The sequence below is a fragment of the Nocardiopsis dassonvillei genome, assembly GCF_964273065.1.
GTDB lineage: Bacteria > Actinomycetota > Actinomycetes > Streptosporangiales > Streptosporangiaceae > Nocardiopsis > Nocardiopsis dassonvillei_B.
This window is the reverse complement of the sequence record NZ_OZ186815.1, coordinates 4,151,639-4,165,775: the sequence shown is the minus strand read 5'-3', so window position 1 is coordinate 4,165,775 and position 14,137 is coordinate 4,151,639. Positions and strand designations below refer to the sequence as shown.

Sequence of the window (14,137 nt, the reverse complement as noted above, 5' to 3'; positions counted from 1 at the left end):
CGGGTCCGGGCGACACTCGCAGATGGCAAGCCTCACCGCACCCGCCAGGTCGACCGATGGAGGACACCGCCATGATCACCACCGACTACCGCCCCGGCTCCCCCTGCTGGATCGAGCTCAGTGCCTCCCACCTGGACACCTCGCTCGCGTTCTACCGCCGCCTGTTCGGCTGGGAGGCCGAATCCGCCGGTCCGGACACCAGCGGCTACATGCTCCTCAGGTTCGGCGGTCGGGTGGTGGGCGGCGCCGGACCGCTCATGGAGGAGGAGCAGCCACCCGCCTGGACGCTCTACTTCCACACTCCGGACGTCGAGGCCGCCACCCGGAAGGTCGCGGAACTGGGCGGCACGGTCGAGGTCTCTCCCATGGACGTCATGGGCATGGGCGTGATGGCGCACTGCACCGACTCGCAGGGCGTTCCGTTCGCCCTCTGGCAGCCGCTCTCCTTCACCGGAATGGAGGCCGTGGACGACCCCGGGACCCTCATGTGGGCGGAACTGTGGACGCCCGACCCCGAGGGCGCCCGGAAGTTCTACGGTGCGCTCTTCCCCTGGGAGTTCACCTCCTTCGACCTGCCGGGCGGAGGCACCTACCTGACCGTCCGGCCCGAGGGCCTGGCGGACGAGCGCGCGCACGGCGGTATCGCGCAGGTTCCGGGCAACGGGAACTGGCACCCGGTGTTCCGTGTTGAGGATGTCGACGTCACCACCGCACTGGTCCCCGAGACCGGCGGCAGAGTGGACATGGAGCCCGACGACGCGGCCGGGGTGGGGCGCCTGTCCGCCTGCACCGATCCCGACGGGAACGAGTTCGTCCTGCTCCGCCCCTCCCCTGCCTGAGCGGGGTGGGGCGGGGCGGAGCACACGCGGGACGACGTGCGTGGCCGCGAAGGTCTGCGGAGTACGGGCCCACGGTCCGAGTGGTACCGGAGGGCACTCACGGCTGGGGTTACGGCGTCTGTGGTCGGTGTTACAAGCGAGGTCGGGTGCGACCGGCGGGTTCGCAGGCGGACCCTTCCTCCGTGGACCTGTGTGGCCGGACGGGGCAGGCCTCGCGCGCACCCGCCCCGTAAACCCCCACCACCCGGCACGCCCGTCGAACGCACCGGCCCGGCGCTCTGCCGCACGCCGACTGCGGCGGGACGGGCCCACGCTCCGCAGTCTGTACCTTCCCAAGCGGCTGAGCTTTTGGAGACCAACGCTTGCTGCCGGGAGCGACCACAGACCGCCCGCCCCAAGGGGTGACCCTCCTGGAAACCTCCAAGTCCGTCCACCCCCCTGGAGCGGAGGACCTGGTCCCCCCTCCCTCTCACCCCCTGGGGCGAAGGCCCCGGTCCCTCCTCCCCCGACCCCCTGGGGCACAGCTCCCGGTTCTCCTTCCCCCGACCCCTGTGGGGCTGGGGTGGTGAACTCTCCTGCGGCCTTCGCCCCGGGGCTGGGGGGACGGGAGAGGGCCTCCGGTTGGGGACGGGGTTTCGGGGGAGGGGACGACCCCTGTGGCGGAGGGCCTCGTTCTCCCTCTCGGCCTCCTGGGGTTGCTTTTCGGGGCGGACCGGTCTCGGTTCGCCGGTCAGGGGCTGGTGAGGATGACCAGCTCCCGGGTCGCGCGGGTCATCGCCACGTAGCGGTCCACCGCGCCCTCGATACCCTCTCCGAACCCGTCCGGGTCCACCAGCACCACCAGGTCGAACTCCAGGCCCTTGGCCAGCTCCGGCGACAGCGACCGAACCCGCGGGCGCTCCGGGAACTCCGCGTCGCCGATCACGCAGGCGACCCCCTCCGGGTTCTCCCGCTCCCACCTCTCCAGCAGGGCGTCCAGCTCCTCCGGTGCCCCGTGGGCCACCGGCACACCCGAGCTCCGGATGGACGTCGGCACGTTCGCGTCCGGCAGCGCCGCCCGGATGACCGGCTCCGCCTCCGCCATGACCTCCTCCGGCGTCCGGTAGTTGATGCTCAGCGACGCCATGTTCACCCGGTCCAGGCCGACCCGCTCCAGCCGCTCCCGCCACGTCTCCGCGAACCCGTGCCGGGCTTGGGCCCGGTCGCCCACGATCGTGAAGCTGCGCGACGGGCAGCGCAGCAGCAGCATCCGCCACTGGGCGTCCGTCAGCTCCTGGGCCTCGTCCACCACGATGTGCGCGAACGGGCCCGCGAGCTCGTCCCGGTGGGCGCCCGGCAGCACGGAGTCGTCCACCAGGCTGTTCTGCATGTCCTCCACGAGCAGCATCGTCACCACGCCCTCCCCGTCGGGGTCGGCGGCGACCAGGTCGTCGATGACGGTCGACATGCGCTCGCGCTGGGCGGCCTCCGCCGCCCGGTGGCCGCGGCGGCGCCGCGAGGACTCGGGGTCGCCCAGCCGCAGCCGGGCGGCGTCCAGGAACGGCAGGTCGGGCTCCGTCCAGGCCTGGGCGTCCGCGCGCTGGAGCGCCCGCACCTCCTCCGCGTCCAGCCAGGGGGCGCACATGCGCAGGTAGGCGGGCACGGACCACAGGTCCCCGACGATGTCGGTGTACTCCAGCAGCGGCCACGCCCGGTGGAGCGCCGTCATCAGCTCCCGGTCCCGCTGGAGCACCCGGCGCAGCATCTCCGGGGAGACGCCCTCCTCGTCCCGGTCGTGCTTGTCCAGCAGGATCTCCACCAGGGCGTCGAAGATCGGCTCGCGTCCCTCGTTGTGCGGGGTACCGGGCTCCACGGCGTCGAACGCCTCCTCCCAGTCCTGCGCGGTCAGGCGGACCTGCGCCCAGGGCGTCCTGACGTCCAGCCCCTGCTTCGGGGGCCGCTCGTAGAACCGGACGGCCGGCTCGATCGCGTCGACCAGCCGCGCCGACTCCTTGAGCCGCGCCACCTCCGGGTCCTTCTCCGGGGGCACCGCGGCACCCTCGGGGACGAGGTCGCGGACGGTGCAGGTCCGCACCCCCTCCTCGCCCAGGCTGGGCAGGACGTCGCCGACGTAGTTCAGGTAGGGCTGGTGCGGGCCGACGAACAGCACCCCGCCGCGCCGGTGCCCCAGGCGCGGGTCGGAGTACAGCAGGTGGGCGGTGCGGTGCAGGGCGACGACGGTCTTGCCGGTGCCCGGGCCGCCGTCGACGACGAGGGCCCCGGCGGACCCCGCGCGGATGATGGCGTCCTGGTCGGCCTGGATGGTGCCAAGGACGTCGCGCATCCGGGGCGACCGGGTGGCGCCGAGGCTGGCGATGAACGCGGACTGGTCGTCGAGCGCGGCGTGGTGGCCGTCCAGTCCCTCCTCGGTGAACACCTCGTCCCAGTAGTCGGTGATGCGGCCCAGGGTCCAGCGGTAGCGGCGGCGGCTCTCCAGGCCCATCGGGTCCGCGTGGGTGGCGGCGAAGAACGGCGCGGCGGCCGGGGAGCGCCAGTCCAGCAGCAGGCGCCGGCCGTCCCGGTCGGTGAGGCCGAGCCTGCCGATGTAGACGGGCTCGGCGCCGTCGGCGGGGACGACCCTGCCCAGGCACAGGTCCAGGCCGAAGCGGCGCAGGGTGCGCAGCCGGGAGGAGAGGCGATGGACCTCCATGTCGCGGTCCATCACCATGCGGCCCCCTCCGCCGGGTGCGAGCCGCGCGGTGCCGAGGCGGTCGGTCAGGTCGGCGATGGTCTCGGCGAGACTGCGGGTGATGTCCGCGAAGTGGCGCTCGTCGTCGGCGATGAGCGCCGGGTCCGCCTTGGCGGCGAGGTTTTCGGGCAGCTCGAAAAGGCTGGTGGCCTGCGGATTCACGTGGTCCCCCGGAACATGGCGTGTTGTCACGAAGGTCGATTGTGAGGCACGAGGGGGGTCTTGCCGCAAGCCCCCGGGTACGCTATAGATTAATAGTGGAGAGGAGCGGCCGAAGGCGCTCCTCTTTTTCTCTGCCCTCCGCCGGGCGAGGTCACGGATCGGCGGAACCGGCCGGTAACCCCGCGCTCCCGCGCGATCGTGTGCTCGGGAAAAGGTACGGGGGTGCAGGGGTTGTGATGGTGGGTCGTGCCGACTCTGTCGAGTCGATGGAACAGCTGGCCGCGGGCTGGCGCACGCTGGTGCTCGACCGCGATCCGCAGGCGGACGTGCGCGACCTGCCGGGCGTCTGCGTCCGCTGGGCCGACAGCCGGTTCGCGTTCTGGAACTGTGTGACGCTGACCGAGGTCGACGCGGATCCGGAGCTGGTCGCGGATCGGCTGGAGCGGGCGGCGGACGTCATGCGGTCGAAACGCCACCCGGGGTTCCTGTGGGTCTTCGAGGACCTGCTGTCCGGGGAGGCGCGCGCGGGGCTGCGGGCCGCGGCCGGGCGGGCGGGGCTGGAGTCCGCGTTCTCGGGTGTCGGAATGGCGGCGGACCTGCCCGCCCTCCCCGAGCCCGCGCACCCCGACCTGGAGTTCGTCCGCGTCACCACCGAGGAGCACCTGCTGGCGTACGCGGACCTGAACTCGCGGGCCTACGGGTTCCCGCCGGAGGACGGCAGGGACGGGCTGGCGGGGTCGGCGCTGTGGAAGGGCGGGGTGCACGCCTACCTGGGGCTGCGGGACGGCGTCCCGGTGACCTGCGCGGGAGCGGTGGAGGCGGAGGGCCGGCTGTTCGTCGTCCTGGTCGCCACGGCCCCGGAGTGGGAGCGCCGGGGGTACGGGGAGGCGGTGACGCGCAAGGCCCTGTACGAGGGCGCGCGGTCCACCGGCCTGGTCCGGGCGACCCTGCACGCGACCGCGGCGGGGGCGCCGATGTACCCGAGGATCGGGTTCGAGCCGAACTCCCCGGTGCACTTCTACGGCCTCAAGGGCTGAGCCCGGACCGCCGTGGCGGTCCGGGCCCCGGGTCGGCGCCGTCAGGCGGGACCGCAGTCCGGGAGCGGAACGATGTTCACGCCGCCCGGGTGGTTCGCCGTGAACCCGAAGCTCGTGCTCTCACCCGGGTCCAGCAGGCTGTTGTGCGGCAGGTTGCGCACCTCGTGGTGCGACCCGTGGTTGACGACCGAGCCGTTCCACAGGCTGGAGATCGTCTGGCCGTTGGCGAACACCCAGTCCACCATCCAGCCGTCGACGCCCTCCTCGCCCGCGGTCAGCTCCACCGTGGCCTGGAAGCCGCCGGACCACTCGTTCACGATCCGGTACTCGGCCGTGCAGTACTCGCCCTCCGGCGGGTCCGTGGGGCCCGGGGTGGGCTCGGGCGGGTCCGTCGGCTCCGGGGTCGGCTCCGGCGGGTCCGTGGGGCCGGGGTCCCCGCCCCCGCTGAACACCACGTCCGAGCAGTTGTAGAACGCCTCCGGGCTGTCCGAGCGCTCCCAGACCGAGTACACGACGTGGCGGCCCGACCGGTCGGGCAGGTCGACGTCCCAGTAGTACTCGGCCCCGGCCGCGCCGCCGCTGCGCAGCGGCGGGTTGACGGCCGTGTCGATGAGCTCCAGGTCGTCCCAGTTCAGCGGCTGGTTCGGGTCCCAGCCCGGCTTGGTGACGTAGGTGTAGAACGTGCCCGGGTGCGGGGCCCAGGCGTTGTGGAGGAACTCCACGGTGGTGTTGGCCTGGAGCGGCGTGGACGGCCAGTCGTCGCGGGCCGCGTTGAACGCGCCGAACCGCTCCGTGGGTCCGCACAGCTCGCCGTCCGCGACGAACTCGCGGTGCCGGCCGGCCGAGTTGGAGATGAGGTTGCCGAACCAGTTCCAGTACGCGTAGTCGCCGCCCTCGGCGAGCGCGTCCACGCAGGCCGGGTTGGTGGGCGCCAGCGCACCGCCGGAGCTGCCGCCGGTGGCGTCCTGGAAGCAGGCGTAGGTGCGGGAGGCGGGGTAGGTGAACGCGCCGTGCGCCTGGGCGGGCTCGGGCGCGACCACCACCGAGTAGCCGACGGCGAGCGCACCGAGCGCCACCGCGGCGGTGAGGAGGTTGCGGGTGCGGGTCCTCTCCATGAGGGGTGTTCCTTTCGGGTGGGGGAGTCCCGGCCGGGCGGCCGCCCGGCCGGGGTCGCCGTGGCGGGTCAGGCCGCGGCGCACGTCGGTTCGGGGGCGGCGGCGGGGCCGTTCCCGATGAGTCCGAAGGTGGTGGAGGCGCCCGTGGCGAGGACGCCGTTGTAGGAGACGCTGCGGGCGGTCACGGTGCCGCCGGCGGTGTCCAGGTCGGTGTTCCACGCGTGGGCCACGGTCTGCCCGGAGGGCGCGGTCCAGGTCACGGTCCAGCCGTCGAGCGCGGTGTGCGCGGTGACCTCGACCTCGGCCTGGAAGCCGCCGGACCACTCGTTCGTGACCCGGAACTCGGCGGTGCACTCGCCCTCGGGATCGGTGGGCGGGTCGGTGGGCGGGTCGGTGGGCTCCTCGGTGGGCCCGCCGCCGTACACCGGTGCCTCGACCGAGGTCTCCGCGATGCCGTCGGGACCGTGGAAGATCCGCTCGCCCCACGGCGTGAGGCGGTCCGGGTCGAAGCCCTCGACCATGTCGAGGTACTCCACTCCCCCGCCGTTGCCGCTCCACGACCAGCCGATGTAGCCGAGTCCCAGGCGCCGGGTGTGCTCCATGATGGCGTCCTCGTCGGGGTTCCCGTCGCTGTGGTCGTGGCCGAACTCGCCGACGATCAGCGGCAGCCCGGCGTCCGCGAAGTGCTCCAGGTAGGAGACCACCGTCGACTCCTGGGCGTAGACGCCGTACATGTGGATCGAGAAGACGGTGTTGTCGTCGGCGGCGGCCACCTGCGGCGCGTCCCGTCGCATGATGCCCTGCCAGTCCTGGCCCCAGTTGGGGGCGTCCACGACCAGGGTGTGGTCGAACCCGGCGGCGCGCAGCCGCCCGATGGCGTCGATGGTGTCGTCGGCCCAGGCCTGGTTGACGGCCTGGTCGTTGCCGTAGGGCTCGTTGCCGATGTTGACCAGGACGTGGTCCTCCTCGCCCTCCAGGACGTCCTGGATCCGCAGCCAGTAGTCGACGGCCTGGTCGAGGGTGGCGGCGCCGGACTGCTCGCCGTAGCCGGTGGTGTCGTGGACCTCCAGCATGCAGATCAGGCGGTTGGCCTTGCACAGGGAGACCACGTTGGCGACGTCGGCGGGACCGTTCTCGTCCCAGCGGTCGCCGCTGCTGAGGACGACGCGGACGGTGTTGGCGCCCAGTTCCTTGATGTCGGCGAAGGACCCGGTCTGGTGCAGGTACCAGGTGTGGGCGTGGCTGACGCCGCGGATGAGGAAGTCGTTGCCGGCGGCGTCGACGAGGCGCCCGTCCTCCACGCGGAAGCCGGTGTCGGCGCGGGCTGCGGGCGGGGAGACGGAGAGCAGGGCGACGACCATGGAGAGGATCAGCACCAGGGCCGTGCCCAGGGCCGGGGCGAGGGCCGCCCGGGGGTTCGCGGTGGGTGTTCGCGGATGCATGGGGGTTCTCCGGAGGTTCGGTGGACGGCGTGCGGAGGGGATGGGCCCCGGAGGCCGGATGGAGGAGGTCCGGCCCCCGGGACGGGGCGGACCCGGGGCACCCGTGGTGGGGGGCGGGAGCCCCGGGGGTCGGGGGCGCGCGGTGCGGGTCAGTCGCAGGCGGCGCCGTTCAGCTCGAACCCGGTGGGTGGGGCCACCTGGCCCTGGTGCGTGATCTGGAACCCGAACGAGGCGCTGCCGCCGGGGGCCAGCGTCCCGTTCCACGACGCGTTCCGGGCGGTGACGCCGCTCCCGGTCTGGGTGACGGTGGCGTTCCAGGAGTGGGTGATCTGCTGGCCGGACGGCTGGGTCCAGCCCAGGGTCCAGCCGTTGACGGCGGCCGATCCGGTGTTGCGGACGGTCACGTCGATGACGGCGCCCTGGTTCCACTGGTTGCTCACGGTGTAGGTCACCGCGCAGGCCCCGCCGGGGCCCGGCCCGGGCCCGGGGTCGCCGTCACCGCCCAGGGCCTCGTGCATCGCCCAGTAGGCGGGCTTGGGTTCGTACCGGTGGTCGTAGGGCAGTGCGTCGCCCTGGCCGGGGAACACGTCGGGGATCCAGGAGTGGGCGTCGCTCACGCCCCACACGGTGACGCCGCCGCAGCCGTCCACGGCCATGCAGGCCTGGAAGACCCGCGTGTAGTCGGCGGCCTGCGCCTGGAGCTGCTGCTGCGAGGCGGGGGTGGGGGTGCGGATGTCCAGCTCGGTGACGACCACCTCCAGGCCCAGGTCGGCGAACCGCTGGATGTTGGCCTGCATGCTGGCGGGCACCTGCCCGACGATGAGGTGGGACTGGAGGCCCACACCGTGCAGCGGCACGCCCCGGGCGACCAGGGAGGACGCTAGCCGGTACAGGCCGTCGCTCTTGGCGTTGATCCCCTCGACGTTGTAGTCGTTGATGAACAGGCGCGCGTCGGGGTCGGCCTCGTGCGCCATCTCCAGCGCGGTGGCGATGTAGTCCTCGCCCAGGGTCCGGTGGAAGACCGAGTCCCGGAAGGTGCCGTCCTCGTTGAACGCCTCGTTGACCACGTCCCAGTGGCTGATGTCGTCGGAGTAGCGGTTCACGACCGTGGAGATGTGGGTTTCCATCACCCCCTCCAGCTCGGAGGGGCTGAACCCTCCGTCGGCCACCCAGGACGGCAGCTGGCTGTGCCAGACCAGGGTGTGGCCGTAGACGTCCTGGCCGTTGGCCCGGGCGAAGTCCACCAGCCGGTCGGCGCCGGACCAGTTGAACTCGCCGCGACGGGGCTGGACGCTCTCCCACTTGAGCTCGTTCTCGTGGGTGACGGAGTTGTACTGCTCGGCGGCGATCTCCGCGTAGCGCGCGTTGTCGAGCAGGTGGGCCGAGACCGCCACGCCCATGCGCAGGCCGTGCCGGTCCGCGAGGTCGCGCAGTGACGGGTCCTCCGCCTGGGCGGGGGACCCGGCCGACAGGGCCAGGGCGAGGGCGAACACCGGGGCGAGGAACCTCGCCCCGCGGCGCCGCGTGGTCGTCTTCATCGGTCGCTCCTTGGATCGGCGGGGACTCGGGTCGGAGAGAACCCGGGAGAGGGCGGACGGGGAGGGGACCCGGGGCCCGTGCGGGCCCCGGACCCCGGGTGGGGGCGGGGAGGGGCCGGGGCCGGACCCGGCCCCTCCCCCGCCTGGATCCCGCGACGGCCGCGCTCGGCGGCTGTACGGCGGCGGCCGCCGCGGGGGTCGTGGGACGTCAGCCGAACAGCTCCCCGTGGACCGCCAGGGCGGTCGCCACGTCCACCTGCGCCCAGAAGCGGTGGTAGGTGAACTCGGGTGCCGGCCCGCCGTCCAGGTAGGCCTGGACCCGGGGCCAGTCGGGGTCGTCCTCGTAGAAGGAGCGGATGGAGAGGAACGTGGAGTCGGAGTCGACCACGTCGCCGTTGGGCATGGTCCCGGTCCAGCCGTCGGGGACGTACAGTCCGCCGTCGGGCGCACCGTACGGGTCGTCGAACCGCCGGTAGTCGGACCGCACCTCGGGGATCGCCACACCCAGGTCGTCCTCGTGGTGCAGCAGCGCGTCCAGCAGCCCCTCGGCGAACTCCCGCACCTCCGTGTCGCCGGTGGCGGCGGAGTAGTGCAGCAGCGTCTTGACCAGCCCGGCGGCGATACCGACGTCCTGGTTGTGGGAGACCACCTCGACGCTCAGGCCGGGGTTGCCGGTGGGGGTGCCGGTCCAGGTGTCGGGGGCACCGCTCCAGTCCATGTCGGCGGGGATGGCGAAGTCGCCGTCGGCGCCGACCGTGGTGTTGGCCATGGCCCAGGGCACCCAGCCGTCGAGGATGTCCCCGGCGCGCTCGTCGCCGGTGATGCGGTAGTACTCGGCCACGCGCTCGATGTCCCACACCTGGAAGCCGAACCACCGGTTGGACGGCGGGTCGTGCCAGACCGGCTTCTCGTCGTAGAACATCCCGTAGAAGGTCGGGGTCCCGGCGGGCGGCTGCCCGTAGTCGCCCTCCCAGCTGTTGGTGGCACCGCCCGCGATGCCGCCGTCGGAGGACTGGAGCCACTGGAGGAACTCCAGCTGGCGGTCGAGGCTGGTGCCCCAGTCGTCGGCGCCGGTGGGCGACTCGGGCCTGAGGGCGTCGACCTCGGAGAGGGCGTAGGCGGCCATCACGTTCTGGTAGCCCTGGTGGGCGGAGGATCCGCCGATGCGCCAGGCCCAGGGGTACTCGGCGCTGCCCAGGGCGCCGCCCCAGGCGTAGTACCAGGACATCAGGTAGTGCGCGGAGTCCTTGCCGCTGCCGGGGGCGCAGGCCTGGGGCCCGACGCAGTCGCCGACCTCCTTGAAGTACTTGTCGAACATGGCGTAGCGCAGGTAGTCGCCCATGCGGGCGGCGTCGGCGACGCTGTCGGCGATGGCGCCCTCGTTGCCCTGCTCGCTCGCCCAGGTGTGCGCCTGGAAGGCGACCTGGACGGCGCGGGCGTCGGCGTCGGGGGCGTTCGTGTAGCGCCACTGCTGGGAGTAGTTGGAGTCGTCGGTGAACAGGTCGAGGTACCCGTTGGGCCCGCCGTGCTCGAACGTCTCGCAGGAGGGGTGCGGGACGGTCTCCCACACCGACTCGTTGGAGCCGCGCTGGAACGTGTTGATGTAACCGGGCGCGTCGTCGGTGCCGTCGCCGCAGAACCCGAACCCGTAGGTGTTGTCGACGTCCAGGAGCCAGTGCATGCCGTAGACCTCGTCGGTCCCGTAGGTGCTGCTCAGCTCGTCGGCCAGCGGGTCGCTGCCCACCGGCACGCCCTGGTCGAGCGGCATCGGGTAGTCGGCGGGGTCGGTGGACTCGGCGATGTAGGTGGCGGGCGAGGACGGGTCGTAGGAGGCGTTGGTGGGCTGGTCGGCGGTGCCCGGGATGATGAACGTCTCCATGGAGGCCCAGGCGGCGTTGAACGGCTCCCAGTCGCCGGTGACGCGGCCGTAGGTGGCCTCCAGCCACAGGTAGTAGCTGTACGCCTCGGAGGTGGTGGCGTGCCCGTGGTCGGGGGCCTCGACGATCAGGGTCTCGACGGAGTGGTACGGGACCAGCAGGCCGTCGAACTCGCGGAAGTACCCGCTGGCGGGGTCCTTGATCTTCTCGTACTGGTCGAGGAACTCGGCCTCGTACTCGTTGGTGGCCCCGGAGCGCTCCCGCACGGTGACGGTGACGGGGTCGTAGCCGTCGGCGGAGACGGTGAACACGGCCTGGGCCGGGTCGCCGCCGTCGCCGGAGGAGGTGACGGTGACCTCCTGGGACTCGCCCCAGTCGTCGTCGGTGAAGGTGAGCTCGGCCCCGCCGGTGACCGCGAGGGTGTCGGAGCCCGAGGTGCGCTCGACGGCCACGTCGACGTCGCCGTCCTCGGGGGCGGCGGACAGGTGGACGCCGAAGGTCGCCGAACCGCCGGGGTCCACGGCCAGGCTCGCCGGGGAGACGACGAGTTCGCCGTCCTCTCCGGGCTCCTCGCCGCCGTCCTCGCAGGAGGTCCCGTTGAGGGTGAACGCGGTGGGGGCGGCCCCGGAGCCGGTGCCCTGGAAGCCGAAGGTGGCGCTCTGCCCGGTGGCCAGCCCGGGCGCCCAGGCGGGGGCGGTGGCGGTGACGGAGGCCCCGGACTGGGTGGCGGTGGCGTTCCAGGCGTTGGTGATCCGCTGGCTTCCGGGGAAGTCCCAGCCCAGGCTCCAGGGGGAGACCCCGGGGCCGTGGTTGGTGAGGGTGACGTCGGCGGTGAAGCCGCTGCCCCAGTCGTTGGTGACCTTGTAGTCGACCGTGCAGAGCGGGTCGGCGTGGGCGGCCGTGGCCGGCAGCAGGGCGGCCGCCAGCGCGGTGGCCGCGAGGAGGGAGAAGGGTCGGCGCCATCGGCGGCGCGTGCGGGGGGTGTGCACGTGCGTCTCCTGGGTGGGTCCCCCTCACCGGGCCCGGGGGCGGGCGGGCATGGCGGAGCCACGCCACCCGCGCTCGGCGGGACCGACAGGGGGTTCGGGTGGTGTGGGGCCGGGCGGGGATCGTTCCGGGATCCCCGCCCGGCGTCCGGTCCCCGAGAGGCGGGGGGACCGGGTGGGGGCCGACGGCCCCGGGCGGTGCGTCCGCTCGGAGTGCCCGGGGGCCGTCGGAGCCGGGGGGCGGTCACCGGCCGCGGGGCCGGTGACCGTCTCCGGGTCAGTCGACGGGCGGGTAGGCGTTCTCCAGCAGCTCCTGGAACTGGGCGGAGAACCAGTGCCCGGCGACCGGGGCGTTGGGCAGGGCGCCGCTCATGTTGTTGCCGTTGCGGGCGTTGCCCTCGTAGGTCGGGTCGCACATCCGGTCGAAGCCCTTGCCCTCGGGGTTCTCGATGTACTCGCTGGACCCGTCGGACTCACCCGGGGGCTTCATCCACACGTAGGCGTCGATGCCGGGCTCGGGGGCGGCCTGCGGGCGCTCGCCCAGGCCGGCTCCGGCCTGGTTGCACCAGTTGCCCAGGTGGATGCGGCGGTCGTAGCGTCCGCCGTCGACGTAGGCGTTGACGCTCGTCTGCGGGCCCGGTCCGGTGGGCCGGTCGGGGCCGCCCCAGCCGTTGCGGGAGGTGTCGATGAGCATGCCGATGCCGGACGGGAAGCCCTGGGAGACCAGCTCGCCGCGCAGGGCCTGGGCGAAGCTCAGCTCGTCGACGTAGCGGTTCCAGTCCACCCAGTCGGACTGGCGGACCAGCACGCCGCCGATGGTCTGGTCGACGGAGAAGTGGTCCTCCTTCAGCGCCGAGTAGTTGGCGGTGTTGGCGATGAAGCCGTGCACGTCGGCGGGGGTGGCCCCGGCGGCGTTGGCGGCCTGGTAGAAGATCTGGGCGGAGGCGGTGAAGTTGTCGTCCCAGCCGATCCAGCCGTGGTGGCCGGCGTCGACGTAGTTGTAGACGTTGTCGATGTCGCCCAGGGTGGCCAGGGCGTAGCCGACGCCCTCGACGTAGTTGCCGTTGGCCAGCATCTCGTCGCACTCGGGGGTGGCGGTCGGGCGCCCGGAGACGTTGGTGACGAGGTTGGGCAGGGAGTCGATCTCGATGGTCGCCACGATGCGCAGTTCGGTGTCCTCGTAGTCGGCGAGGATGTCGGCGATCGGGTCGATGTACTCGTTCTTGTAGCGGTCGATCTCGTCGGGGCCGAGCTCTCCGTTGGAGGCGAGGGCGGCGCAGTCGCGGCCGGGCAGGTTGTAGATGACGACCTGGAACACCAGGGGATCGCCGTCCGCCTGCTCCAGGGCCTCGTCCAGGTGGTCGCGCAGGCCCATGGAGCCGGTGGTGGGGCTGTCGTTGCCCTCGATGGCGCCGATGCGGTCGAGCCAGACGCCGGTGGGCTCGTCCGCCACCGCCTCGCCGCCGGGCTCGGCGGCGGCCTTCTCGGACCAGACGGGGTTCACGTAGACGTCGGCCCCCACGTAGGGGTTGTCCACGCGGCCGGAGGTGCCGGGATCGGGGTCCGGATCCGGGTCGGGATCGGGGTCGGGGTCGGGATCCGGGTCGACCGCGCCGTCGCACAGGACACCGTTGAGCTCGAACGCGAGCGGGGCCGCGTTGGAGCCGGTGTAGCTCGCGTTGAACCCGAAGCTCACCGAGCCGTCGGTGGCGATGGAGGCGTTGTACCCGGCGTCGGAGACGGAGACGTCGGCTCCGCTCTGGGTGTGCGTGCCGCTCCACAGATTGCTGATCCGCTGGTTGCCGGGGAAGGACCATTCGAGGGTCCAGCCGTCTACGGCGTCTCCCAGGTTGGTGATCTCTACGTTCGCCGTGAAACCCGAGCCCCAGTCGTTGACCGTGTAGTCCACGGCGCAGCCGGCGTCGGCGCTGGCGGGGGTGGCGGGGACGACGGCCAGTGCGGCGCCCACCACCAGGGCGGACAGTGCGGCCGGTCCTCTACGTGCGTGCGACGGTCCGGGTGTCGCGGCACGGTGGATTCTGCTCATCTCTTCTGCTTCCTCGCGGAGGGGGGTGATCCGTAGGGAAAGGAAAGAAGGTGTCGCGCGGAGCGCGACTGCTGCGTGGAATCCGAATGGTGCGGTCGTTGCGGTGGGGGTGAGCGGGGCATGGCTTTCTCCGGCGGGGACGACCAGCTTTCGGGAGCGCTCCCATATGGAGCGGGGTTCCCGGGCGGGCGACGGAGTGACTACGGACGGACGGGGCCGGCTGGCCTGGAAGGCGGTCGCGCTCTGTTCGGGAGCGCTCCCATGAGAGTAGCCACGCAATGGTGATATGTAAACAGGGCATGAAAAAGAGATTTCGTGCCAGAGGGGACCGAATCCCATAGAGAAATGCCCGGTGAACAGGCATTA

At 72.4% G+C, this 14,137-nt stretch carries 8 protein-coding genes; 2 read left to right on the top strand and 6 right to left on the bottom strand.

Annotated elements, in window-relative coordinates:
- The first annotated feature begins 71 nt into the window (after positions 1 to 71).
- Positions 72 to 839 carry a VOC family protein gene (locus tag ACSUPR_RS18580; protein WP_436885934.1) on the top strand — a complete coding sequence of 256 codons (768 nt, stop codon included), beginning with the start codon at positions 72 to 74 and terminating at the stop codon, positions 837 to 839.
- 730 nt (positions 840 to 1,569) lie between these two features.
- On the opposite strand, the gene helR is transcribed toward ACSUPR_RS18580, so the two are convergent.
- Entirely contained in the window at positions 1,570 to 3,729 is a 2,160-nt protein-coding gene (helR, locus tag ACSUPR_RS18575) for an RNA polymerase recycling motor ATPase HelR (RefSeq protein WP_436892053.1), read from the bottom strand.
- 236 nt (positions 3,730 to 3,965) lie between these two features.
- Between helR and ACSUPR_RS18570 the strand changes: the two genes are divergently transcribed.
- Complete coding sequence (locus ACSUPR_RS18570) at positions 3,966 to 4,766, top strand: GNAT family N-acetyltransferase (protein ID WP_436885932.1); 801 nt, start codon at positions 3,966 to 3,968, stop codon at positions 4,764 to 4,766.
- Positions 4,767 to 4,807: 41 nt separating this feature from the next.
- Here ACSUPR_RS18570 and ACSUPR_RS18565 read toward each other — a convergent pair whose 3' ends face one another.
- The 5 genes from ACSUPR_RS18565 to ACSUPR_RS18545 all read right to left on the bottom strand — a co-directional run bounded on the left by ACSUPR_RS18565 (position 4,808) and on the right by ACSUPR_RS18545 (position 13,771).
- Positions 4,808 to 5,881, bottom strand: a complete 1,074-nt coding sequence (locus ACSUPR_RS18565) for a lytic polysaccharide monooxygenase (RefSeq protein WP_436885931.1) — start codon at positions 5,879 to 5,881, stop codon at positions 4,808 to 4,810.
- A gap of 68 nt (positions 5,882 to 5,949) precedes the next feature.
- Positions 5,950 to 7,323: a cellulase family glycosylhydrolase gene (locus ACSUPR_RS18560; protein WP_436885930.1), complete on the bottom strand. Its 1,374-nt coding sequence runs from the start codon at positions 7,321 to 7,323 to the stop codon at positions 5,950 to 5,952.
- Positions 7,324 to 7,472: 149 nt separating this feature from the next.
- Positions 7,473 to 8,861 carry an endo-1,4-beta-xylanase gene (locus ACSUPR_RS18555; protein ID WP_436885929.1) on the bottom strand — a complete coding sequence of 463 codons (1,389 nt, stop codon included), beginning with the start codon at positions 8,859 to 8,861 and terminating at the stop codon, positions 7,473 to 7,475.
- 208 nt (positions 8,862 to 9,069) lie between these two features.
- Complete coding sequence (locus ACSUPR_RS18550; protein WP_436885928.1) at positions 9,070 to 11,727, bottom strand: glycoside hydrolase family 48 protein; 2,658 nt, start codon at positions 11,725 to 11,727, stop codon at positions 9,070 to 9,072.
- A 274-nt stretch (positions 11,728 to 12,001) separates the two neighbouring features.
- On the bottom strand, positions 12,002 to 13,771 hold the full coding sequence (locus ACSUPR_RS18545; protein ID WP_436885927.1) for a glycoside hydrolase family 6 protein: 1,770 nt from the start codon (positions 13,769 to 13,771) through the stop codon (positions 12,002 to 12,004).
- Positions 13,772 to 14,137 lie beyond the last annotated feature (366 nt).